The sequence below is a fragment of the Thalassobellus citreus genome (genome assembly GCF_044385915.1).
GTDB lineage: Bacteria > Bacteroidota > Bacteroidia > Flavobacteriales > Flavobacteriaceae > Thalassobellus > Thalassobellus citreus.
On record NZ_JBISCC010000117.1, the window covers coordinates 44,764 to 69,679 of the forward strand.

The following is a 24,916-nucleotide window of genomic DNA, read 5'->3' on the forward strand; positions in this document are numbered from 1 at the left end:
TTAGTTAAAATCATAAGGCACAGGAGGCTCTAATAATAAAGGGTTCCTTTGTGTGTCTACTTGTGGGTAAGGAAAGATAAAATCACCTTCAGTAGGTGTAAACTTTTCAGACCAAACTACAGGAACAGCATCAGTGCTATAGGTACCTCTTTCTTGATTACTTAGCATATTAATTGCTTCAGTTCTATCTAATCGTTGTATATCGAAAAAGTATTCGCCTTCAAAAGCAAATTCAACACGTCTTTCATGAAGTAATCGGTCTGCAAAAATTTCGGTAATATCTCCAAGACCAGCTCTGTTTCTTACTTTGTTAACCGATCTTAATGCGGCCGAGTTAGTAGTGCTATTTGCTCCAGCTAATATAGCTTCAGCATGAATTAACAAAACATCAGCATAGCGCAATAAATAGGTGTTATTAGGTGATGCCATTGCTCCGCCTCCACCATTAGTTTCAGGGTTACCAACTACATATTTTTTAATACCTGCATCTGTACCTTGAACATCAAAGTCATCAGGAACGGTATATCCTCCATTTAAGTTAGGGTAAAAATTCCCTCTCTCCATGATTGTTCCATATTTTCTTTCATCCCCTGGCTCATAAGAATCTTGTAAATCAATTGAAGGTCCTATTGATGACCATCCACTACCAAATCCTGTTATACCAGAAACAGCAAAAAATGCTTGTGCTGCATTGCCATGTCCATACTCTCCAATTGTAGACCACTGTAATGCTGCCATTGATTCTATATTGTTGTCATTTTCAGTTAAAAATAACTCATTATAGCTTCCTTCAAACAAATCATAATTTCCAGAATTTATAACTTTTTCAGACATGATTTTTGCATTCGAATAATCTTTCTCATACAAATAAACTTTAGCTAACAGTGCTTGTGCAGTTTCTTTGGTTACTTTACCTGTATCAGCATTAGGTTTTGAAAAGCAATTATCTATAGCATATTTTAAATCATTTTTAATAAATGTATACACATCACTTACAGGGTTTTTATTGATTTGTGGATCAAAAACATAATCTAAGTTGTTTTCAATTATAGGAAGATCTCCCCAAATTCTTACCATGTAGAAATAGGTAATTGCTCTCATAAAACGAGCTTCTCCTAGAGCATTATTTAAAACTGCAGGACTTATACTTGCTGGAACGTTGTCCATTCCATTAATTATAGCATTGCATTGTGAAACTTCTCCCCATAAAGATCTCCAAGCAGTTTCTACTTGAGGGTTGTTGTTTAATACAGAGAAATTTTGAAAATCGGATGTTGCTCCGTCCCAAGTTCTTCCGTTTCCAGAAGATAACTCTCCAATGGCATAAAAAGGGTTAGTAAAATATTCATACCAAGATCTTGTGTATAAGTGATTTGTACTTGCTCTAACTTGATCATCGTTAGCGTAGAATCCATCAATACTATATCCGTCTTCTGGTGGTCTATCAAAAAACTCATCAGAACATGATACAGATACAAATATGCATAGAGTTAAAATGAAGACTTTGTCTATTTTATTTATTATTGTTTTCATTATCTTTTTTTTTTAAAATTCAATATTTAAACCTAATGTAAATGTTCTTGGAGTAGGATAACGACCATTATCTATTCCTGATAAAAGTGCATTTTGGTTAAAATTACCAACCTCAGGATCATAACCTTTATAGTTACTAAATGTATATAGGTTTTGTATAACTCCATAGATTTTTAGTTTTGAAAAAGGTAATCGGTCTAATAAATCTTGTTTAAAATTATATCCTAATCTTACATTTTGAATTCTTAAATAAGAACCATCTTCTATGAATCTTTCAGATGTTCTGTTGTTGTTAGTGTTACCAGAAACTGGTCTAGGTATATTAGTATTCGTGTTTTCTGGTGTCCAATAGTTTGTAGCCTCTTGTGTTTGGTTGTTATATCTTCTATCTAGAGAGGTAGTTTTTAACCAAGCAATATTCATAACATCATTACCATAAGTGCCTTGTAACATGATAGATAAATCAAAGTTTTTGTAGCTAAAATTATTATTAAAACCAAAGGTGATGTCTGGGTGAGGATTTCCTATTTCTGTTAAATCATAATCATCAATAACACCATCTGGATTACCATCTGGTCCACTAATGTCTTCATATTGAACATCTCCTAACCAAGTGTTTCCGTTATCTGGTGAAAATGCTTGATCGTATTGTATAGGTTGACTTGTAATAGAAGCTTCATCATTAAATAGTCCCTTTACTTTTAATCCGTAATACATTGCTATAGGCTGTCCTTCTCTAGTATTTGTAACTTGTAAAGAAGCGTTACCCCAATTTCTAACTTCTTTTAATAAATCTGCACCATTTAATAATGAAACAACTTCATTTTTGTAATGAGAAAGCGTTAAATTAGAATCCCAAGAAAAGTCACCGCTACCTTTTGTTTGGTAATTCAAAGTTAAATCTACTCCTTTATTACTCATTTCACCAATATTAACCCAAGGAGCTCCAATACCACCTTCATATTGACCGCCACCTATTAAATAGATAGGTAATGGTGCTTGGTATAAAAAGTTAGCTGAGGTTTTGTCATATACTTCTACTATTGTTTTTAAACGTTTGTCAAACAATGTAAATTCTAACCCTAAGTTTGTTTGCTCTGAAGTTTCCCATTGTAACTCCGGGTTTTGTATGTATTGTACAGGGAATCCAGTGCCTGCCTCAGTAGATAGTGTTCCTAAGCGACCTCCAAATAAATATCCTGGAATATTTTGATTTCCAGTTTGCCCGTATCCGCCATAAATTTTGATATCTTGTATGCCGTTTGTATTTTGCATAAACTCCTCATTAGATAATTTCCAAGAAGCGGATACTGAAGGGAAATACCCCCATTGATTGCCTTGCGCAAAATTAGAAGATCTATCTGCTCTAATAGAAGCTGTAATGTTATATCGATCATCAAAACCATAAATAGCACGACTTAAATAAGACATTAAAGAACTACTAGCTTTGTTTGCGCTATTAGTCGCTAATTCAGCATCTCCCAAATTTAAAGTTTGAACTTCATTTGATATTAAATCTTTAGCTGAAGCTACAGTGCCCTGATAAGCGTTTTCTTGTGCTTCATGCGCAACTAAAACATTTAAATAATGTTTACCAAAGTTTTTATCATATGTTAGCATGTTTTTTAAATTCCAAAAAGTACTATTGTTTTCTCTTATAGTAAGTTCGTTTATTTCATTAGAATATCTACCCCATTGATAAGTTGGTCTAAAATGATGACTTCTTGATGACCCTAAATAAGTTCCTACTTCTGTTCTGAAGTTTAAATCTTCAGTCAAGTCTAATTGAGTATAGAAGCTAACTCCAACATTATCTCTTCTTAATTTATTTGTAACACTTAAAGCTAATGCTACTGGATTGTTTTGTCCTAAAGAACTATCATCTACAGGACCAGCAAAAGTACCATCGGCATTATAAACAGCAAGATTTGGAGATTGTAAAAGTGCTGAACTAATTACTCCATCAAAGCCATTGTTGTTATACGTAAATTTATCTTTTGTTCTACTTCCAGATAAATTAATACCAGCTTTAATCCAGTCTTTTATCTGACCATTTATATTGGCTCTAACTGAAAGACGATTAAAGCCTGAACCTATTGCAATACCATCTTGATCTAGTGAACTAGCAGAGAAATAATAATTTGATCTATCGTTACCTCCTGAGAAAGCAACTTGATGATTTGTCATAAATGCTTTTTTAAATATCTCTTTCTGCCAATCTGTACCAGGTCCAAGTAATTCAGGTCGGTCGTAAATGAGATTAGGAGTAATACCTATCATTCTATTGAATACGTTTTGTAGTTTGGCGTACTCAGGTAATTTCATCATTTCTATTAACTTTGTAGGCTCTTGTAAACCTACATAAGTACTGTATTCCAATTTACCTTCTCCAGATTTTCCTTTTTTAGTTGTTATAATAACAACTCCATTAGCTCCTCTAGATCCATAAATAGCTGTAGCAGAAGCATCTTTCAAGATATCTATAGACGCAATATCACTTGGGTTTAAAATGGCTAATGGACTAACAGAAACATCATTATTATCTTGACTTCCTCCAGCAAGTCCAGCTTGTGATTCTCCAGATATTGGCACACCATCAATAATATATAGAGGTTCATTAGAACCTGTAATAGAAGTTAACCCCCTTATTCTTACAGACATAGAGCTTCCGGGTTGTCCTGAATTCGCTGTTACAGTTACACCGGCGGCTCTACCTTGAAGTAATTGATCTACACTTACTTGTGGAATTTCTTTGAGATCTTTGGTTTCAACAGATGAAACAGAGCCACTTATGTTTTCTCTAGTTTGAGTACCATAACCAATAACAACAACTTCATCTAAGTTTTCAAAACTTTCTTTTAAAGTTACATTTATAGTCGTTTTATTTGAGGTGGAAATTTCTTGTCCCTCAAAGCCTATGTAACTAAAAACTAGTATAGCATCTTCTTTAACTGTGATGGAATAAACACCATCAAAATCTGTGACGACTCCATTATTGGTTCCTTTTTCTAGAATACTAACCCCTGGAAGTGTTACTCCATTAGAGTCGTTTACAATTCCTTTAACCTGTGTTTGAGCTAAAGCAAATTGACTAATCATAAAAAATGATAATAGCAGGAAACAATATCTTGTACCGCCATTTTCATTTTTAAAAAATGTTTTTTGCATGTCTTTTAGTTTAGTAGTGTTAATTGTTAATTTTACTGACGCTTATATTGTTATATCAATAATTATCAGTACGGTTTTTTATTAAATTCAAAATTAAAGGAATTGTTAAGTTAGTATTAATATTATTTTGTCATTTACTAATAAAATTTCTCCTAATTATTAATGTAAAATAATATTATAGCCATGTTTTTTGATAAAAATAAGCACGTTTTTATATTAGGTGATTAATGTAATTAAATTGGTGACCGGAATTTAATTTGCTCTTTTTTATGTTAAAATGATTATTTAGTATTATAAAATTCTTTTAATTCCTGAAAATTCATTTTTATACTGACTAGGAGTGCAGTTTTTTAATTTTTTAAAAACTCTGTTGAAATTAGCTATGTTATTGAAGCCGCAACTAAAAGCTATTTCTGATACATTTGTGTCTTTTTCAATTAGTTTTATAGCAGCAAAACCAACCCTAACATCATTTACATAATCAACAAAAGTTTTTCCTGTTCTTTTTTTCATAAATCTATTAAATGTTACTTGGCTCATGTTTACAAGATCAGACACTTCAGCTAGTGTTATTTTTCTATCAAAGTTATCCTGAACATATTCGTATACTTTTTTAATTTTGTCACTATTTTCAAAACTTTCCCTATCAATAGTATAAGTAGACAAGAGTCTTTGGTTTCTCGAATTAGACAAGTCATGAAGTATAGATATTAATTCTAAAAAATAGTCAACACCATCTAATTTAGATACTTGAGACATTCTACCATAGACTTCTGTTGCTGTTTTTTTTGAGAATAAAACACCATGAATAGACCGATCAAACATGTCTTTAATGGGTTTCATTATTTTTCTTGAAAGAAGCTCCTTATTAAACAGGTTTTCGTGAAACTGAATAGTTATTTCATGAATTTCTTTGCTTTTACAATTATGCGTTACCCACCCATGATGCAAGTTTGGTCCAACAAGCACTAACTCAACATCATCAATCTCTTCCATACTATCTCCAACAACCCGTTTAACACCTTTAGCATTACGAATAAAATTAAGTTCATATTCAGGATGAAAATGAATAGGAAAATCGAAATCACTTTTGATTCTATCAAAAACTAAAAAACTATCTTCAGGAGATAAAGGCGTAATTTCTCTGTGCACATTTTTTAACATTCCCATATTTGCGTGTTATAATTCTTTGTTATAATGATAAAATAATATCACTAACGTATTATTCTTTATAGTTATTTTTGAATTATTCAAAATTAACAAAGTAAAATTATATATTTATTGTTTTTAATAACAAAAAATTATCAATAAACTAATAAATGATTAAAAAAACAAAAACATTTTATCTATGGAGGAATATAAAACTACTTTTTATAGTTTTTTCAATTATGTTTTTAGGGTCGTGTAAATCTATGTATAACTCAGATTACAAAAAGCCTATTCTTACTGATACTAAAGTGTCAAAAAACGTTAAAAGACTACATAAAAAGCTTTTTTACCTTTCTAAAAATGGATTTGCAATTGGACACCAAGACGCTACTGCTTATGGAATTGGATGGAACCAATCTGATAATCCTAACGTAGTAAAAAGTGATGTTAATGAGGTGATTGAAGATTTTCCTGCAGTTTACGGTTTTGATATTAGTAAGATAGAATTAGGAAGCAGTAAAAATATTGATGGTGTGCCTTTTGATACTATGAGGAACTTAATAATTGATGCTTACAGTAAAGGTGGTATCATTACAATAAGTTGGCATACTGACAATCCGGTTACTAATGGAGATTCTTGGGATACAACACCTGCAACCGCACAAATCATTGGTAATGGAAATCAAGTAGAAACATATAATTTATGGATAGAAAGAGTTGCTGGTTTTTTAAAAACTTTAAAGTATAAAGGAAAAAAAATCCCTGTAATTTTTAGACCTTTTCATGAAATGAATGGATCTTGGTTTTGGTGGGGAAAAGGTAATTGTTCTCCAATAGAATATATTCAACTTTGGCGTGAAACATTACTTTTATTAAGAGATAAGTATAAGTTGCATAATATTTTATATACTTATTCTCCAAATAACATAAGTGCTACTGATAACTATTTAGAATGGTATCCTGGCGATACTTTTGTAGATATATTAGGAATAGATATTTATGATTTTAACAATGCAAAGGATTATGCAACTTCTGTAAAAAATAATTTGGAAATTGTAAAAAACATTGCTGTTAAAAAAAATAAACTATACGCCTTTACAGAAACAGGATTAGAAGCCATTCCTACTAAAGATTGGTTTACAAAAGTATTATACCCTGCTATTGAAAACACTGGTATTTCTTGGGTTTTGTTCTGGAGAAATTACACTAAAAAACACCATTATCTACCTTATAAAGGACATGGTAATGAAGTCGATTTTAAGACTTTTAAAGAGTTTCCAAAAACATTGTTTTTAAAAGATATTAATAAATTAAAATATTAAATTAATGAAATTACTCCATACAGTAGATGTATTAATTATTGCAGCTTATCTAATTACTATTGTTGTAATAGGCTTAGTTCTTAGAAAAAGAGCTCAATTAAGTAAGGATGATTATTTGTTAGGAGGCAAATCTATTCCTTGGTACATGTTAGGTTTATCTAACGCTTCTGGTATGTTTGATATTTCAGGAACCATTTGGCTGGTTACTATTATGTTTGTTTATGGTATTAAAAGCGCTTGGATTCCTTGGTTGTGGCCTGTATTTAATCAAGTATTTTTAATGATTTATCTCTCAAAATGGTTGAGACGTTCTAACGCTACTACAGGAGCAGAATGGATTGGCACTCGTTTTGGTTTTAAAAAAGGAGCAAAAATGTCACATGTTATTGTAGTGGTTTTTGCTTTAATTATGTGTTTGGGCTATTTAGCATATGGCTTTATTGGTTTAGGGAAATTTATTGAAATTTTTATCCCTTGGGAAATAGTAAGTCAGTATGTCCCTTTTGCTGTTTCTTCTGAATTTGTGCCTCATTTTTACGGTATTGTTTTTACCATGTTTGCTGTGTTTTATTCACTTTTAGGAGGTATGTCTGGTATTGTTTGGGCAGATGTAGTTCAATTTGCAATCATGACAATTGCTGCCTTGGTTATTGGTTATTTAGGATTTACTGCTATAGGAGAACATTCTTTAAATGTACCTAAAGGTTGGTTGAGTCCGTTCTTTGGTTGGGAATTGAACATGGATTGGAGTACTATCATTCCAGAAGTTAACCAGAAAATAAAGGAAGACGGTTTTAGTTTATTTACTGTTTTCTTTATGATGATGGTTTTTAAAGGCGTTCTAGTAAGTGTTGCTGGACCAGCACCTAATTACGATATGCAAAAAATATTGTCTACAAAATCACCAGCAGAAGCTTCTAAAATGAGTGGATTTGTATCGGTTATTTTAATGCCAATACGGTATTTAATGATTGCAGGGTTTGCTGCATTAGCTTTGGTGTATTATGAGAAGTTAAATTTGTTAACGGTATCCGGTAATATCGATTTTGAATTGATACTTCCAACGGCTATAAAAGAATTTGTACCTGTTGGGTTGTTAGGTTTATTATTAGCCGGCTTAATAGCGGCTTTTATGTCAACTTTTGCAGGAACCTTAAATGCAGCTCAAGCGTATTTGGTAAATGATATTTATTTAAAATACAAAAATCCAGATGCTACTGCAAAGCAAATAAAAGCAATGAACTACAGTACTGGTCTTGTAGTCGTTGTTATTAGTATTGTACTAGGCTTGTTTGCTAAAGATGTTAACTCTGTATTACAATGGATAGTATCTGTTTTGTATGGTAGTTATGTAGGAGCTAACATTTTAAAATGGCATTGGTGGCGTTTTAATGGAGAAGGTTTCTTTTGGGGAATGGCAGCGGGTTTATTGGCCGCAGCAATTGTGCCAGAACTATTTCCTGATGTATTAGGTCTGTATTTGTTTCCAATCTTACTAGTAATTTCTTTAATAGGTAGTATTATAGGAACTTACTCAGCACCTCCAACAGAAGAAGATGTTTTAAAATCTTTTTATAAAAACGTAAGACCATGGGGTTTCTGGAAACCTATCCATGATAAACTAACTATCGAAAATCCTGACTTTAAAAAGAATAAAGATTTTGGATTAGACATGTTCAATGTTGCTATTGGCATCATTGCACAAACAGCATTAGTTATCATTCCTATGTATTTAATATTTAGGCAAAGTACACCTGTCTATATATCGCTAGCAGTTTTAGCTGTATGCTTATTCCTTTTGAAAAAATACTGGTGGAATACTTTAGAAGACAAATTAGATTAATTAAGAATAAATAAAATTATATATAATGAGCCAGATAGATTTGGTAAAAGAAAGTTATAACGAATTAGTTAGAAAAGAAAATACTCCTATTTCTAAAACTAATGGAATCTATAATAGATATAAAAATCCCGTTGTAACAGCAGGCCACATTCCAATTAATTGGAGATACGATTTAAACCCAAAAACTAATCCTAATGCATTAGAGCGTATAGGTTTTAATGCAACTTTAAATGCAGGTGCCATGAAATGGAAAGGTGCTTATGTATTATGTGTTAGAGTAGAAGGGAATGACAGAAAATCGTTTTTAGCAATGGCTGAAAGCCCTAACGGAATAGATAATTTTAAGTTTTGGGATAAACCATGCGTAATACCTCAAATAGACGGTAATCCAGATACAAATGTTTACGATATGCGATTGGTAAATCATGAAGACGGCTGGGTTTACGGTATTTTTTGCACAGAACGTAAAGACCCAAATGTTCCAGCTGAAGATACGAGTTCGGCAGTAGCCAATGCTGGTATCGTAAGGACTAAAGACTTAATTAATTGGGAACGCTTACCAGATTTAATTTCTAATTCTGGACAACAACGTAATGTAGTAATTCATCCAGAATTTGTTAACGGAAAATATGCTATTTACACAAGACCACAAGATGGTTTTATTAGTGTTGGTAATGGTGGTGGTATTGGTTTAGGGTATGTAGATGATATGATGAATCCTATCGTTAAGGATGAAAAAATTATAAATAATAAAGTGTATCACACCATTTACGAACTTAAAAACGGCTTAGGACCAGCGCCTATTAAAACCGAAAAAGGATGGCTTCACCTTGCGCATGGTGTAAGAAACACAGCAGCAGGATTGCGCTATACACTATATATGTTTATGACAGATTTAAATGACATTTCTAAAGTCATTCATCAACCTGCTGGCTATTTTATGGCACCTGTTGGAGAAGAGCGAATTGGAGACGTTTCAAATGTACTTTTTTCAAATGGTTGGATTGCAGATGACGATGGAACTGTTTATATTTATTATGCTTCGTCTGACACTAGAATGCATGTAGCGACAGCAAGTATTGATAAATTAATTGATTATTGTATGAATTCTCCAGAAGATACTTTTACATCGGCAGGCTCTGTACAAACAATCATTAACCTCATAGAAAGCAACAAAGAATTTCATTAATGAACAATGCCTATAATAAGCTAAAACAAGAACTCAAATTAGAATTAAAAAACATATTGAGTTATTGGATTAATAATACGTTAGACTTAGAGCATGGTGGTTTTGTTGGGAAAATAGATCATTATAATACTATCATTCCTGAAGCTTCTAAGGGTATTATTTTAAACACGCGAATTCTTTGGTCGTTTTCAGCAGCTTCTAATCATTTAAAAACAGATAAATATAAAGCTATTTGCGATAGAGCATTCAACTATTTAAAAATGTTTTTTAATGACAATTCGCATAAAGGTGTTTTTTGGGAACTTGATTATAAAGGAAATCCTTTAAACAAAAGAAAGCAAGTATACGCACAAGCATTTACTATATATGCCTTGTCTGAATATTATATGTTTAACAAAAATGAAGAAGCTAAAAAATGGGCTATTGAAATTTTTGAGCTCATAGAAACTCATGCTAAAGATGATTTAAATGAAGGATATTTTGAAGCCTTCAATCAAGATTGGAGTCCTATTGAAGATATGCGATTAAGCAATAAAGATATGAATGCTTCAAAAACTATGAATACACATCTTCATGTTTTAGAAGCTTATACATCTTTACTAAAAATATATAATCACGAGTCGTTAAAAAAATCATTAAAAAAGCTAGTTGAGGTGTTTTTTCAAAAGTTTTTGAATGCACAAAATCATTATGAATTGTTTTTTGATGACACATGGAATTTATTAAGCAACACCGTATCCTACGGTCATGATATTGAAGCTGCTTGGTTAATTATTGACGCAGCAAATGTGTTAGACGACAAAGACTTGTTGCAACAAGCTAATGACATAGCTGTAAGAGTAGCAAATACATTTTTAAAAGAAGCTATAGATGAAGACGGAGCTGTTTTAAATGAAAAAAACTTAACAACAAATCATATTGACACCGATAGACATTGGTGGCCTCAGGTAGAGGCTTTAATAGGCTTACATTATGCGTTTGAATTAAACCCTAACCAAGAGTATAAAAAAGTAGCTTTAAAAATATGGGATTACACTAAAAAACACCTTATAGATCATGAAAATGGCGAATGGTTTTTTAGAGTTAACAAAGAAGGAAAAGTCTATACAGAAGAAGATAAAGTAAGTATGTGGAAAGCGCCTTATCATAGCTCAAGAGCATGTATTATTTTAAACAATTAAAAAACTAAATAATGAGAAAGTTAGCACTAATATTAATGTATTTAACTGCAATAACTGTTTCTGCACAACAAAATTTAATAAAGAATGGTGATTTTGAAAAAGAATTTACCTATTGGAACGGCACCGCAGCAACTATTAGTCCTTATGAAAAAAAGACAGGGAATGCTAGTTGTATTATTAATCAATTTGTAGGATCAGAATGGAAGGGTATAGAGCAAATAATAAGTATACCCAAAAACACTTATGCTTTAGAAGTTAGTGCATGGGTTAAGGGTAGTGCTATCGATAAAGGGAAGGAAGATTACAATGCAGGAGTGGTTACTTTAGAGTTTCTTACAACAGGAGAAACTAATATTAGCTATGTAAATGTAGCTCAGTTAACAGGCACAACACCATGGACTTTATATAAAGAACTTGTTGTTATTCCAGAAAAAGCAGGAAAAGTGAAAATGATTTTAGCATTAGCCCAAACCAGTGGTTCTATTCTTTTCGATGCTGTAAAAGTAATTCCAATTTCAAAAGAAGCTTATCAAGAAACTAATAAAAAGAGCCAAATCAAGTTAGAAACAATTTCAGAAACTTCTGAACAAATAGCTTTTTTAAATGGAAATTTTGAAAAAGGATTAAAGCATTGGATTGGCTACGGAAAAGCAACTCCTTATAAAGCAAAAGAAGGTAGATATAATGCGATACTTCATTTAAAAGAAAGTAAATGGGCAGATATTTCTCAAAAGGCAGATATTCCTGTGGGTACCAAGCAAATAAAATTTTCAGGATGGTTAAAAGCAGATAATATTGTTCAAGGTGAAAATGTGTGGAATAATGGATTGTATATTGTTGAATTCACAAAAGAAGGATCAGTAAAAACAATAGACGATCAAATAATAGGAAATGTTACCGGAACAAAAGATTGGACCTTTTTTGAAAAAACACTTACCATACCAGAAGGAACAAAAAAGTATCGCATATTAATTGCTTTAAATAATTGTATTGGAACTTTGTTTGCAGATGATATTCAAGTTGAAATGCTTTCAGAATAATTTAAAGTATGAATAATATAAAAAAAATAGTTTCTATAGTCTGCATATCTATTTTTGCACTAAACTGCTCAAAAGATGATATAACTGAAATAGAAGAACCAGAAATTATTATTCCAATAAATGAAGATTTTGTATTAAAACCTGAAGAAACAGCTTCTTATATGGTTAATTCTAATGCAACTTCAGAAACAGTCGCTTTGTTTTATAATTTAAAAGCACTTTCTGCTTCAAAATTTATTGTTGGTCAGCATAACGCATTTCATGATTTTTATAATGATAATGTTGGTGAGTCTGATATCAAGAAAACCACAGGGAGTGATCCAGGATTGTTAGGAACAGATTTTTTATTTATTACAGATGATAAAAATGATGGCACATCAACAAATTGGTTTTACCAACAAGAACAACGAATTAAAACAGATGTTGTTAATACTTACAATAAAGGCATGGTAAATACTTTTAGCTGGCATTTAAGAGAACCATATGAAGGTGAGCATTTTTACACTTCTGAAATGACAGAATTTCAAAAAAAAAATGCATTTAAAAGTATTTTACCCGGAGGTGAAAATCATGAGTATTACAAACAAAAGCTTGAAAAAGTTGCTGAAGTTGCTAATAGCATCACTGGGCTAGACAACACATTAGCGCCTATTATATTTAGACCATTTCATGAATTTGATGGCGATTGGTTCTGGTGGGGAGCATCTTATTGTACAGCACAAGATTATATTTCGCTTTGGCAATTTACAGTTAAATATTTAAGAGATGTTTTATTTGTAAATAACATGCTCTTTGCTTTTTCACCAGATAACAGTTTTAATTCTGCATCAGAATATTTAGAACGTTATCCAGGAGATGACTATGTTGATATTCTAGGAATGGATAACTATGGTGATTTTAAGAACCAAGGACAAACAGGCGTTAATAATGCCAATGATAAGCTTCAAATTATTTCAAACTTAGCTATTGAAAAAGTTAAAATAGCCGCATTAACAGAAACAGGCTATTTTGTAACCCCTGGGTCTAATAGTCCAATTCCCAATTTTTATTCAAACAATCTTTATAATGCCATAACAAACAATGATGCACAAATAGGTTATATGATGTTTTGGAGTAATTCAAACGAAACCTACTGTACACCAGCTCCAGATTTACCAGATACAGATAATTTTGTTGCCTTTGCAAACAAACCAAAATTTGTAATTTTAAGCGGATTACCTAATATGTATACCATGCCAAACTAACATAAAACTAAATATGAAAATAACTAAATCACTAATAGCAATAGCATTCGTCATATTCTTTACAGGATGTAAAAGTGCTAAATACAAAAGATCGGTAAGAAAGGTAGATATAAAACAAGTCACTATTAAAGATGCTACTTTTTATAAAGACGGAACGCCTTATTACTTTGTAGGAACCAATTATTGGTATGGCCCTTTAGTAGCAGCTAAAAATACTGGAGACAGAGAACGTCTTATTAAAGAATTAGATCTCATGAAATCTGTAGGTATCGATAATTTGCGCATATTGGTAGGCGCAGAAGGTGATGGAGGCGATTCTAAAGTATATCCAGCGTTACAACCAGAACAAGGGGTTTATAATGAAGATTTATTAGATGGCTTAGATTTTTTAATGGCAGAAATGCGCAAACGAAATATGTATGCTATTCTATATTTAAATAATAACTGGATTTGGTCTGGTGGAATGTCTGAATATTTAAAATGGAATGGCTATGGCGAAGTGCCTAATCCTTTTTTAGAACAATATTCTTGGGATGAATATATGAATTACACCAAACAATTTCATAGCTGTAAACCTTGCAAGGAAGCTTATTATAATCACATTAAATTTATAATTGGAAGAACGAATAAATATTCTGGTTTAAAATATAACGAAGATCACACAGTCATGTCTTGGCAGGTAGCGAATGAGCCTAGAGTATTAATGAGTCCAGATCATGAAGAAGCCTTTGCTAGCTGGTTAAACGAAACGGTAGATTTAATAAGAAGCTTAGATTCTAATCATTTAATATCAACAGGAACAGAAGGAAAACATGGTTTTTTAGAAGACATTGAAATGTATAAAAGATTGCATGATAATAAAAACATAGATTACTTAAATATGCACATGTGGCCAAAAAATTGGGGCTGGTATGATATTAATAATGAAGTAGAAACGACTCAAGAATCTATAATAAAAGCTTTCGAGTATATGGATGAACATATTGTTATAGCTAAAAGTTTAAATAAACCTATTGTAATGTCTGAGTTTGGTTTTCCTCGTGAAAAAGAAAGCTTATCAACAGGAGCTTCGGTAGAAAATAGAAATGTATTTTATAATGCTGTTTTTAAACGAATTACTGAAAGTTATAAAAAACAAGGGATTCTTGCGGGGTTAAATTTTTGGGGATTTGCAGGTTTTGCGAAAACGAATCCTGAAAATGGAAAATGGCAGCATGGAGATGATTTTACTGCAGATCCACCACAAGAACCACAGGGATTAAACTCTGTGTTTTCGTCGGATGTTTCAACATTAAAGATTATCAAAGAAGCTAATACTATTTTAACTAAAAAATAAACAGATGAAAAAAATATTGTTTCCTTTACTGTTTTTGATTTCAATAGCAATCCACGCTCAAAAGTTTGATGGTTTAGCTGAAACACCTCCTTTAGGATGGAATAGTTGGAATACATTTAGAACTGATATCAATGAACAATTGGTAAAAGATATCGCCGATAAGTTTGTAGAACTTGGTTTAAAAGATGCAGGGTATGAATATATCGTTTTAGATGATGGTTGGATGTCAAAAGAACGAGATGCAAACGGTAATTTAATTGCAGATCCTGTAAAATTCCCTAGCGGAATAAAAGCTTTAGCCGATTATATTCATGCTAAAGGCTTAAAATTTGGATTGTATAATTGTGCTGGATCAAAAACATGTGCTGGCTACCCAGGAAGTAGAGGTTATGAATATCAAGATGCCCGTTTATATGCGTCTTGGGATGTAGATTATTTAAAATATGATTGGTGTAATACAGAAAAATTAAATGCAGAAGGCGCCTACATTACCATGCGAGATGCTTTAAAATCGGCAGGAAGACCTGTGGTTTATAGTATTTGCGAATGGGGAGATAACGAACCTTGGAAATGGGCTAAAGATGTTGGGCATTTAGCGCGAGTAACCGGCGATATTATAAATTGTTGGGACTGTGAAGTTGGTCATGGTACATGGTCTTCTTCAGGTGTTTGGAAAATTATAAACATGAGGAAAGAGATTCGTAAGGTTGCAGGTCCAGGGCATTGGAATGATTTTGATATGATGGAAGTTGGAAATGGTATGACCGATGCAGAAGATAGAAGTCATTTTGCGATGTGGAGTATGTTAGCATCTCCATTAATTATGGGGAATGATTTAAGAAGCGCTACCAAAGAAACCATTAAAACACTTACTAATAAAGAAGTAATAGCTGTAAATCAAGATAAATTAGGCATTCAAGGACTTCGATTTACGAATGAGAATAATATAGAAACATGGGTAAAACCACTTGATAATGGTAAATGGGCTATGGTTTTTATAAATATGAAAGATGTTTCAGTAACTATTGATTTCGATTGGAAGAAACACGAAATAGGGGATAATTTAAATAATAGAAATTTAGATACTAAAAACAAGATATTTACAATAAGAGATTTGTATAACCATAAAAATATTGGAGATACTTCTACTAACTTAAAAGCAGAAATAGGATCTCATGATGTTTTGATGATTACTCTAGAATAGATTTAAAAGCAAGTATATGAAAACTTATTTATCGGTAATATTTATCCTCTTTACTTTTTTTATATACTCGCAAACTCATTCAAAACATATTGTTGTTGATCAATTTGGGTATAGATCAACTTCAGAAAAAATAGCAGTATTAAGAAATCCTGTAACAGGATTTGATGCTTCAGAGTCTTTTACACCAGGAACAAATTACGCTTTAGTTAATGCTGCTAATGGTGTTCAAGTTTTTACTGGTAATTCTGTGCCTTGGAATTCAGGAGCAGAAGATGATAGCTCAGGAGATAAAGTTTGGTGGTTCAATTTTTCATCTTATCAGGTACCTGGTACTTACTATGTTTTAGATATTTCTCAGAATTTAAAATCTTATGAATTTATCATTTCAGATAATGTATATGAAGCTGTTTTAAAACAAGCTGTAAGAACGTTTTTTTATCAGCGAGTAGGATATGCAAAAGAGGCTCAATATGCAGGGGCAAATTGGGCAGATGGAGCAAGTCATTTAGGAACTTTACAAGATACACAAGCAAGAAAATATAATGCGGCAACAGATACTTCTACTGAAAAAGATTTGAGTGGTGGTTGGTATGATGCTGGAGATTATAACAAATATACCCGTTGGACAGCCAATTATATTGTCGATTTACTAAAGGCATATAGTGAAGCTCCCAATGCTTTTGGAGATGATTATAATTTACCTTATTCAGGTAATACGATACCAGATGTTATTGATGAAGTGAAATGGGGATTAGATCATTTACTTCGTTTACAAGAAGCAGATGGATCTATGATAAGTATTGTCGATTTATCTCATGCTTCACCTCCTTCATCTGCAACAGGGCAAAGTTTATATGGTGATGTTAATACATCTTCAACATTAGCTTCAGCAGTAGCATTTGCTTATGGTGCTAAAGTTTTTCAAGAATTAGGAATGACTGTCTATAGCAATACATTGCTGCAAAGTGCTATAAATGCTTGGGATTGGGCAGATGCCAATCCAAATGTAATTTGGGAAAATAATAGTGCAGCATATAATTCTGTAGGTATTGGAGCGGGGCAACAGGAGACAGATGATTATGGGCGGTTTGCTTGTAAAATGAAAGCAGCAATACATTTGTTTGATGTAACTGATTCTGTGGGATATAAAGCATTTATTGATGCTAATTATCAAGACATGCATTTAATGCTGTGGTCTTTCGCATACCCTTTTGAACAAGAAAATCAGGAAACATTATTGTATTATGCTACACTACCAAATGCAACTATAAGTGTAGCAAATAGTATTGTTAATACTTATAAGTCGGCTATGAATGGTACTGATAATTTTGGAGGTTTAACGAATGAGTCAGATCCTTATTTGGCGCATCTTACTGCTTATGTATGGGGAAGTAATGGTACTAAATCAAGAAAAGGATTAATGTTTACCGACTATATAAAACATAATATAGAGTTTTCTAATAATGATGATGCTTTAAGAGCAGCTGAACGCTATATCCATTATATTCATGGTGTAAATCCTTTAAACTTTTGTTACCTCTCTAATATGTATGATTTTGGAGCAGACAATGGTGTAAATGAATTTTATCATACATGGTTTGGAGATGGAACAGAATGGGATAATGTACAAAATGATTTATATGGTCCAGCTCCAGGGTATTTAGTTGGAGGAGCTAATCCTAGTTATAATTGGGATGGTTGTTGTCCATCGGGGTGTTCAGGGAGAGCTTGTGATGCAATTCAGGTTTCTAGAATTAACGGACAACCAAAACAAAAGGCGTATGATGATTTTAATACTAGTTGGCCAATGAATTCTTGGGAGGTGACAGAAAATAGTAATGGATATCAAGTGGCTTATATTAGATTGTTGTCAAAATTTGTTACTGCCAGTGGTTCATTATCTATTGATGATTTAAGTAACGAAACAAATTCAGTAAATTTATACCCTAATCCATTTTCGTATGATTTAAAGTTGAAGTCAAAAGAATCTTTTGATTATGAAGTTTACGATTTAGCAGGTAGATTAGTAAGAGAGGGGTTTTGTAATTTGGAATGTTTAATTTCTGGAACTCAGATAGAAAAAGGGTTTTACCTTGTTAAGGTAAAAGGTATCAATACAAACAAAACGTTTAAAATTGTAAAGCGTTAACTTTTATGAACTTAATTATTAAGTAAAAAAAACTCTATAAAAAAATTATAGAGTTTTTTTTGTAAAAATACTTTACTCTAATTTAAAATCTTGTTTTAGTACGGTTGTAGAACTTCCTCCAACAAATATTTTAAAGTCTCCAGGTTCTATTATATAATCTCCATTGTTATTGAAGAATCCTAAGGTTTCTTTGTTTAAGGTGAAATGAACTGTTTTAGATTCACCTGCTTTTAACTCAACCAGTTCAAAACCTTTTAATTCTTTAACAGGACGTGTTATACTTGCGTATAAATCTCTTATGTATAATTGTACAACTTCTTTTCCCGTAATGTTTCCAGTGTTTTTTAGTGTTACAGAAACGTTTACATCTTCACCTAATTCAAAAGTGTTTCCATCCAATTTTAAATCCGAATATTCAAAGGTAGTATAGCTTAAACCGTGTCCAAAGGGGTAGAGAGGTGTGTTTTCGACATCTGTATAATGCGACCAAAATACATTATTGTCTTTATCTGTAGGTCTTCCAGTGTTTTTGTAATTGTAATAAATAGGTACTTGTCCAACGTTTCTTGGGAATGTCATAGGTAGTTTTCCACTTGGGTTATAATCGCCATATAAAACTTGAGCAACGGCATTACCTGTTTGTGTGCCTAAATGCCATGCTTCTACAATAGCAGGAATATGTTTATCTGCCCAATTAATAGAAAGTGGTCTTCCATTGTTAAGTACTAATACAATATTGGGGTTTGCGTTGTAAACGGCTTCTAGTAGTTCTTGTTGTAATGTTGGTAAATCTAAATCCGTTTTACTTCTTGCTTCTCCAGATTGAAAACCATGTTCGCCTAAAACGATGACCACAACATCCGATTGTTTTGCAGCTTCTACAGCTTCATTAAAACCTGTTTTATCATTTGTGTTTAAAACAACTTTATTTAAAAAGTTAGAATCTCCAATAAAAAAATCAGGACCTTTTTCAAAAGTTAGGGTATTCCCTTTATATTGTTGCATGCCTTCTAAAACGGATACAGCTGTGTTATTATCGGCAGCAATCCTCCAACTTCCTAATGGGCTATTTTTGTCATTAGCTAAAGCACCTATTAATGCTATTTTTTGACCTTCTTTTTTTAGGGGTAATAAATTATTTCCATTCTTTAATAAAACGATAGACTTTTTTGCCATATCCAGCACAGCTTCTTGATGTTTTATGTTACCAATAGATTCTTTTTCACGAGATTCATTACAATATTTATAAGGATCATCAAATAAACCTAATTCAAATTTTACTCTTAAAATTCTACGAACAGCATCATCTAAAATAGATTCGTTTACAATACCATCTTTAACTAATTGCGCTAATGCTTCAATATAAACTAAGCCTTCCATATCCATATCAGAACCAGCAATAGCAGCTAATTTAGCTGCTTGAGGTTTATCTTTGGCATAGCCCCAAATAATCATTTCGTTTAATGAAGCCCAATCTGAAATTACAAACCCGTTAAACCCCCATTTTCCTTTTAATATGTCTCTTTGTAAATACGAATTTCCAGTAGCGGGAATGCCGTTTAATTCGTTAAAAGAGTTCATTAAAGTTCTTACGCCAGCATCAACAGCTGCTTTAAATGGCGGTAACACTATGTTATGTAATGTTGAGGTGCCAATATCTACCGTATTGTATTCTTTTCCCGATTCGGAAAAACCATAAGCAGCAAAGTGTTTAGCACAAGCAGCAATGGTATTTGTAGCAGATAAATCGTCACCTTGGAAACCTTTTACTCTGGCTTCAGCTATTTTACTTCCTAAATACGGATCTTCCCCAGAGCCTTCCATAACACGTCCCCAACGGGCATCACGAGAAATATCAACCATAGGGCCAAATGTCCAGTTTATTCCAGAAGCAGATGCTTCATTTGCCGCAGTTTCAGCCGATTTTTTTATAGCTTCCAAATCCCAACTAGCAGCTTCAGCTAAAGGAATAGGGCTCATGGTTTTGTAACCATGAATCACATCAAAGCCAATAATTAAAGGAATACCAAGGCGTGTTTCTTCAACCGCTATCTTTTGAACAGCTTTAACATTCTCTACACCTCGTACACTAAGCATAGAGGCTACCCAACCTTTTCTTAAATGCTCGTATTTTTTCTCTGCATTTCCTCCTTCTGGAGCAGGCCCTGTTACATCCCAAAAACCATTGTATTGATTCATTTGACCAACTTTTTCTTCAATGGTCATTTTCTTTAAAAGAACATCAATTTTTTGCTCTATTGAAGCAGGATTCTTTTTTTGTGCATGTGTGTTTATAAAAGCTATAAAAATTACAGGTAAAAGTAGTTTTTGTAAATTCATAATATATAATCTTATTGTTCTGTTGAAAAACTAGATGTTGGTAAGTTTGCTTTGTTGAAAAGATTAGATTGCGTTGTGTTTCCCCAAGCGAATCTAACATATTTGGGTGTTTTTACTTTTTTAGATGAAATAATAATCGTTTCGCCTTTCAATTTACATGTTGCAGCATAGAATAATTTATCTTCTCCAGCTACTTCAAATAATGATTGTTTATCTTTTAGATAAAGTCCTTCAGCGTATTCAAATGTTAAGAACCCCTTGTTTTTTTTGAAAGTTGTATTTGATAGAGTAGGGCTTTCAACTAATTCGTCTAAAGTATTGTAGTGTTTTTTTAAAGCGATATTGGCAAGTCTATTACCTACCGATTTTTTGTCTTTTGGATGTATGTCATCAACAGTAGAAATATCACTAATAACAACTATTTCAGTATTTGTAAGTTGGTTAGCAACATTACGTTGTGCATTGCGAATTTCAACACCACCAAAATGATTTTCACCATATTTATAAGGTGCTATTTGAACCAAATAAAAAGGAAAATCTTTATGCCATAATTGTCTCCATGATGTAATTAAGGCGGTAAGTGTTTTGCTGTAAACCTTTGAGCCTACATTGGCTTCGCCTTGGTACCAAAGTGTGCCTGCAATGTTGTATCCAAGAATAGGGTTAATCATAGCATTAAAGGCTCTTGCAGGTTCAGTAGGGCCATATTCTACAGGTGTTAATTTGTTAGCTGCTTCTAAAAGGGTAGTGTCTTTATTAATAACATTTTCGGGTGTCCAAATTTCTGCGGGTGTGCCTCCCCATGCAGATATAATTAATCCAACAGGAATATCTTTTAAATGTTCTTGTATTCTTTTTGCAAAGAAGTAAGCTATGGCACTTGAATGTTTCATGCTTTCTGGGGTGCAAACCTCCCAATTTGCCGATACATTATTTTGTGGTGTTTTTGCTGAAGTTTTTGGAATATTAAAAAAACGAATATTTGGGTAATTAGCTTGTGAAACTTCGAAGTCTCCATTTTTAATTCCCCAATTGGCCGACATTTCCATATTGGATTGCCCTGAGCATAGCCAGACTTCGCCTATTAAAATATCTTTTAAAACAATTTCGTTATAGCCTGAAATTGTAATAGTATAAGGCCCTCCATACTTTGGTGTTTTTATTTTTAATTCCCAATGGGCTTGGTTTGTTGTTTTTGCTTTATAAGTTTCGTTACTCCAAGAGGGAGATATAGTAATAGCTTCATTTGGATCTGCCCAACCCCAAATTTTGACTTCGTCTTGTTGTTGTAAAACCATATGATGAGTAAAAATAGAGGGCAACGTAATATTTGCAAAGGCAATTTTTGTAGCTAGGATAAAAAAAATATATGTGAGTTGTTTCATTATTAACTATTTAATATATTTTTTAAAAAAGAGGTTAGTTTTTTAGCCATTTCTTTGTGTTCTTCAACACTAGGATGCCATGAACAGCCATTGGTGTATTGTTTATTAAATTGAAACAACAAAATAGATTTATTAAAATTTTTCAGGAAATAAGATTGAACTTCTTCTAAGCATGACACTAATAATGTGTTGTTTTCTCCAATAACCATAGGACTTGTTAATAATACAATTCGAGAATTAGAGTAATAATTCTGGATTGTTTTTATAAATTGGATGTAATTACTAATATAGATTTCTTTATTAAAAGGTAAGCGGGGTTTTGTACCGTCTCCAGTTGATAAATCATTTGTTCCTAAGGCAATAGTGATAATTTCTGGAGCGTGTGTGAAATTATTCTTCTTAGATGTATTGGTGTCTAAGTATAGGTTTTCGTAAACCTGAGGCATAATAGGTTCTTCAATATTTTCGTCATTCCAATTTCTATACATGCCTATACCAGAAACAGAGCTTAATGTAAAATCAGCATTTAAGGCTCTAGCTGTGCATGCGCCATACGAGTAATATGCGTTTTCATGATCGAAGTAACCACCTTCATTACAAGGGAAAACACTGCTGTCTGCTGCAGCTCCACAGGTTATAGAATCTCCAATAAACTCAATGGTGTACTTCTGTTTTTTAGATTTTTCTAATACGTTTTCAACTTTAATACTTTGAAATAATATGGCGCCACAACTGGCTTCCGATTCTTTAATTATTTTTAAGGAATGTGTTTTTTCTTTAGAAGTGACGTTCACTGTATACTCTTTTGTGATTTCACTTGAAATTTTTAATCTTCCAATGTATGAGCCATCTAATTCTAAAGACACATAATTATAAGGTTCTTTTTCTGCCTTTAAATATATTTTACATGTTTGTCCAGAAAAGTTTATAGCTACAGATGCTCCTGGAGAAATTAAGGCAGCTTCACCTTTTAGTTGTTCGTGTCTTCCTGAATATTGAAAATTTTCATTATTCGATTCGAATTTTTTAGGAGTTACTGTTTTGCAATTAAGAAATACTGTAACGATAAATAGAGTTATAATCTTGAAATTCATTTTTTATATTCTAAAATATGATTATTAAAAAAGATGTTTTTATACGGTAATTTTAATCCAGAAATGACATTAGTTGTATTTGTAACTTTGAAGTTTTTTCTTAAAATATTTTCCATGTCTAGACGGGGTGTATTTCCAATCTTTAAATAATCTTGGAGCCCATTCAGGATCAAAAACCCATACAATATAAGAGATCTCTTTTTCGTCGGAATAGTTGGTAATAGCATCACCATAAGATTCATCACTTATTACAGGATTGTGAGCTCCTGGGTCTTCAGGACCACAAAAACCAATTTCTGTAAGTATTAAAGGATGTTTTTCTTTTACAAAACCCCAGTCTGTTGTCCATTGTTGCTCCCATGGTTTTTCTCTTTTTTCAGGATAAGGATGACTTACATAGGCAATATCTTTAGCCTTGATAGGGTTGTTAATAACAGGTGTTAAGTCGTAAGCCCAATTAAACCCAGCAATTAAAGGAATACCTTCTCCACCATTATTTCTAATAATAGCGATCATTTTTTCATTCATTTCTTTCCATGTTTCCCAACTAGCAGTTCCTAAAGTATTATTATAGGTTGTAGGCTCGTTGAATAACTCGTAAAAAGCGACTGTGGTGTTTTTTCCATATTTTTTGGAAATGATGTCCCAAAAGTCATAGGTTTCTTTTAAAGTGGTATTGTATCGCTCGTGCTGATACATTTCTGTTTGTAAATTACCTATACTATGCCAATCTATAATAACATATAGGTTTAGTTGAGTTGCCCATTTTATACCTTTGTCTAGAAGTTTTAAATAGTTGTCTTCACCGCGTTTAGTCCAAGCGGTAGGATGTACAGGAAATCGAACAATGTTAGCTCCCCATTTTTTAATCTGTTTAAAGTACGATTTATTCCAATGGCCTTCGATTTCTAATTTATCGGGATCACTAGTGTTTAAACCTCTAAATATTATGGTTTCTCCATTTTCTATTATAAAATTGTTTGAGTTAACCGATATTCGGTCAAGTTTGTTTTGTGAAAAACTAAGAGTCACAAATAAGAAACAGACTCCTAAAATAAAACGTCTTTTAATATTTTTCATAATTCAATATATAGGCATGTTTTACTAAGCAATTTATTAGATTAATAATACATTAGGAAATAAATATTAAAAAATGGATAAATACTAACTAAAAATGACAATATTGTATATCATTTTAAACGAAATATTTGGTCCTTTAGTAAAGTGAAAGCTTTTGTCTTAGGCAGATTATCACTAAAAATAGGTAAGTAATAATTGTTGAAAAATGCTGTAAATCAATAATATGTTAATCAGATTGACTTCAATTATTTAATAATGGACTTTTTTCAATCAAGCATCAGCTCTTTATTGTTAACCCGAAAACAATTTTCTTCTCCAAGAAAAAGTGGGTTCCCGTGTTTTTCAGACCAAAAGCCTTCTAAAATATCTTTAGAAATACATTTATAAACCACAACACCTTTGTAGGTGTTGTTTTCTACGTCTTTGTAATTAAAATTTATAACAAGAATGTTATTCTTAAAAAAGCCAGTTCCTAATTGCACATGCTCATTATTTATAAGCCATTTTGCTTTTATTCTATTATTTTCATCAAGAACTAGATCAAGAGTACCTTTGTATGTGTTTTCTAAAGCATCTTGATTGCTTCCAATAATATTATATGTTCCGACTAAATCTTGAATGGTCATAGTTTGTAATGAATAAAATCAAAAATACTTAAA

The 24,916-nt window shown here is 32.2% G+C and carries 17 protein-coding genes; 9 read left to right on the forward strand and 8 right to left on the reverse strand.

Features of this window, described 5'->3' with window-relative positions; translation table 11 throughout:
• From ACH5TX_RS04165 to ACH5TX_RS04175, 3 genes are all read right to left on the reverse strand, one after another.
• Entirely contained in the window at window positions 1-1,533 is a 1,533-nt protein-coding gene (locus ACH5TX_RS04165; protein ID WP_439338279.1) for a RagB/SusD family nutrient uptake outer membrane protein, read from the reverse strand.
• Between the two features lie 12 nt (window positions 1,534-1,545).
• Window positions 1,546-4,701, reverse strand: a complete 3,156-nt coding sequence (locus ACH5TX_RS04170) for a SusC/RagA family TonB-linked outer membrane protein (protein WP_439338280.1) — start codon at window positions 4,699-4,701, stop codon at window positions 1,546-1,548.
• A 291-nt stretch (window positions 4,702-4,992) separates the two neighbouring features.
• Window positions 4,993-5,871: an AraC family transcriptional regulator gene (locus ACH5TX_RS04175; protein ID WP_439338281.1), complete on the reverse strand. Its 879-nt coding sequence runs from the start codon at window positions 5,869-5,871 to the stop codon at window positions 4,993-4,995.
• 149 nt (window positions 5,872-6,020) lie between these two features.
• Between ACH5TX_RS04175 and ACH5TX_RS04180 the strand changes: the two genes are divergently transcribed.
• The 9 genes from ACH5TX_RS04180 to ACH5TX_RS04220 are packed head-to-tail and all read left to right on the forward strand — an operon-like array spanning window position 6,021 to window position 18,358.
• Entirely contained in the window at window positions 6,021-7,172 is a 1,152-nt protein-coding gene (locus ACH5TX_RS04180; protein ID WP_439338282.1) for a glycoside hydrolase family 26 protein, read from the forward strand.
• A gap of 4 nt (window positions 7,173-7,176) precedes the next feature.
• Complete coding sequence (locus ACH5TX_RS04185; protein ID WP_439338283.1) at window positions 7,177-9,015, forward strand: sodium:solute symporter family protein; 1,839 nt, start codon at window positions 7,177-7,179, stop codon at window positions 9,013-9,015.
• A 25-nt stretch (window positions 9,016-9,040) separates the two neighbouring features.
• A complete protein-coding gene (locus ACH5TX_RS04190; protein ID WP_439338284.1) occupies window positions 9,041-10,204 on the forward strand; it encodes a glycoside hydrolase family 130 protein in 1,164 nt (387 codons plus the stop codon).
• Entirely contained in the window at window positions 10,204-11,385 is a 1,182-nt protein-coding gene (locus ACH5TX_RS04195; protein ID WP_439338285.1) for an AGE family epimerase/isomerase, read from the forward strand. Before ACH5TX_RS04190 ends, ACH5TX_RS04195 begins: the two co-directional genes overlap by 1 nt.
• Before the next feature lie 11 nt (window positions 11,386-11,396).
• Window positions 11,397-12,425 carry a carbohydrate binding domain-containing protein gene (locus ACH5TX_RS04200; protein ID WP_439338286.1) on the forward strand — a complete coding sequence of 343 codons (1,029 nt, stop codon included), beginning with the start codon at window positions 11,397-11,399 and terminating at the stop codon, window positions 12,423-12,425.
• 8 nt (window positions 12,426-12,433) lie between these two features.
• Complete coding sequence (locus ACH5TX_RS04205; protein WP_439338287.1) at window positions 12,434-13,669, forward strand: glycoside hydrolase family 26 protein; 1,236 nt, start codon at window positions 12,434-12,436, stop codon at window positions 13,667-13,669.
• A 13-nt stretch (window positions 13,670-13,682) separates the two neighbouring features.
• Complete coding sequence (locus tag ACH5TX_RS04210; RefSeq protein WP_439338288.1) at window positions 13,683-15,005, forward strand: glycoside hydrolase 5 family protein; 1,323 nt, start codon at window positions 13,683-13,685, stop codon at window positions 15,003-15,005.
• A gap of 4 nt (window positions 15,006-15,009) precedes the next feature.
• On the forward strand, window positions 15,010-16,209 hold the full coding sequence (locus tag ACH5TX_RS04215; RefSeq protein WP_439338289.1) for a glycoside hydrolase family 27 protein: 1,200 nt from the start codon (window positions 15,010-15,012) through the stop codon (window positions 16,207-16,209).
• A 16-nt stretch (window positions 16,210-16,225) separates the two neighbouring features.
• Window positions 16,226-18,358: a glycoside hydrolase family 9 protein gene (locus ACH5TX_RS04220; protein ID WP_439338290.1), complete on the forward strand. Its 2,133-nt coding sequence runs from the start codon at window positions 16,226-16,228 to the stop codon at window positions 18,356-18,358.
• A 72-nt stretch (window positions 18,359-18,430) separates the two neighbouring features.
• Here ACH5TX_RS04220 and bglX read toward each other — a convergent pair whose 3' ends face one another.
• The 5 genes from bglX to ACH5TX_RS04245 form a co-directional block, all read right to left on the reverse strand.
• On the reverse strand, window positions 18,431-20,698 hold the full coding sequence (gene bglX / locus ACH5TX_RS04225; RefSeq protein ID WP_439338291.1) for a beta-glucosidase BglX: 2,268 nt from the start codon (window positions 20,696-20,698) through the stop codon (window positions 18,431-18,433).
• 11 nt (window positions 20,699-20,709) lie between these two features.
• Window positions 20,710-22,083, reverse strand: a complete 1,374-nt coding sequence (locus ACH5TX_RS04230) for a sialate O-acetylesterase (protein WP_439338292.1) — start codon at window positions 22,081-22,083, stop codon at window positions 20,710-20,712.
• Between the two features lie 2 nt (window positions 22,084-22,085).
• The gene (locus ACH5TX_RS04235) at window positions 22,086-23,177 is read right to left on the reverse strand and encodes an SGNH/GDSL hydrolase family protein (RefSeq protein ID WP_439338293.1); all 1,092 of its coding nucleotides are present in this window, start codon (window positions 23,175-23,177) and stop codon (window positions 22,086-22,088) included.
• A gap of 69 nt (window positions 23,178-23,246) precedes the next feature.
• Window positions 23,247-24,257 (reverse strand): glycoside hydrolase family 5 protein, encoded by a 1,011-nt coding sequence (locus tag ACH5TX_RS04240; protein WP_439338294.1) that lies wholly within the window; start codon window positions 24,255-24,257, stop codon window positions 23,247-23,249.
• 266 nt (window positions 24,258-24,523) lie between these two features.
• Window positions 24,524-24,883 (reverse strand): hypothetical protein, encoded by a 360-nt coding sequence (locus ACH5TX_RS04245; protein WP_439338295.1) that lies wholly within the window; start codon window positions 24,881-24,883, stop codon window positions 24,524-24,526.
• Window positions 24,884-24,916: the final 33 nt, after the last annotated feature.

Coding starts and splice junctions, on each gene's coding strand:
- bglX (WP_439338291.1), bottom strand. CDS start 20,698: ATGAATTTACAAAAACTACTTTTACCTGTAATTTTTATAGCTTTTATA.
- ACH5TX_RS04205 (WP_439338287.1), top strand. CDS start 12,434: ATGAATAATATAAAAAAAATAGTTTCTATAGTCTGCATATCTATTTTT.
- ACH5TX_RS04185 (WP_439338283.1), top strand. CDS start 7,177: ATGAAATTACTCCATACAGTAGATGTATTAATTATTGCAGCTTATCTA.
- ACH5TX_RS04195 (WP_439338285.1), top strand. CDS start 10,204: ATGAACAATGCCTATAATAAGCTAAAACAAGAACTCAAATTAGAATTA.
- ACH5TX_RS04175 (WP_439338281.1), bottom strand. CDS start 5,871: ATGGGAATGTTAAAAAATGTGCACAGAGAAATTACGCCTTTATCTCCT.
- ACH5TX_RS04210 (WP_439338288.1), top strand. CDS start 13,683: ATGAAAATAACTAAATCACTAATAGCAATAGCATTCGTCATATTCTTT.
- ACH5TX_RS04170 (WP_439338280.1), bottom strand. CDS start 4,701: ATGCAAAAAACATTTTTTAAAAATGAAAATGGCGGTACAAGATATTGT.
- ACH5TX_RS04215 (WP_439338289.1), top strand. CDS start 15,010: ATGAAAAAAATATTGTTTCCTTTACTGTTTTTGATTTCAATAGCAATC.
- ACH5TX_RS04200 (WP_439338286.1), top strand. CDS start 11,397: ATGAGAAAGTTAGCACTAATATTAATGTATTTAACTGCAATAACTGTT.
- ACH5TX_RS04230 (WP_439338292.1), bottom strand. CDS start 22,083: ATGAAACAACTCACATATATTTTTTTTATCCTAGCTACAAAAATTGCC.
- ACH5TX_RS04245 (WP_439338295.1), bottom strand. CDS start 24,883: ATGACCATTCAAGATTTAGTCGGAACATATAATATTATTGGAAGCAAT.
- ACH5TX_RS04190 (WP_439338284.1), top strand. CDS start 9,041: ATGAGCCAGATAGATTTGGTAAAAGAAAGTTATAACGAATTAGTTAGA.
- ACH5TX_RS04220 (WP_439338290.1), top strand. CDS start 16,226: ATGAAAACTTATTTATCGGTAATATTTATCCTCTTTACTTTTTTTATA.
- ACH5TX_RS04180 (WP_439338282.1), top strand. CDS start 6,021: ATGATTAAAAAAACAAAAACATTTTATCTATGGAGGAATATAAAACTA.
- ACH5TX_RS04240 (WP_439338294.1), bottom strand. CDS start 24,257: ATGAAAAATATTAAAAGACGTTTTATTTTAGGAGTCTGTTTCTTATTT.
- ACH5TX_RS04235 (WP_439338293.1), bottom strand. CDS start 23,177: ATGAATTTCAAGATTATAACTCTATTTATCGTTACAGTATTTCTTAAT.
- ACH5TX_RS04165 (WP_439338279.1), bottom strand. CDS start 1,533: ATGAAAACAATAATAAATAAAATAGACAAAGTCTTCATTTTAACTCTA.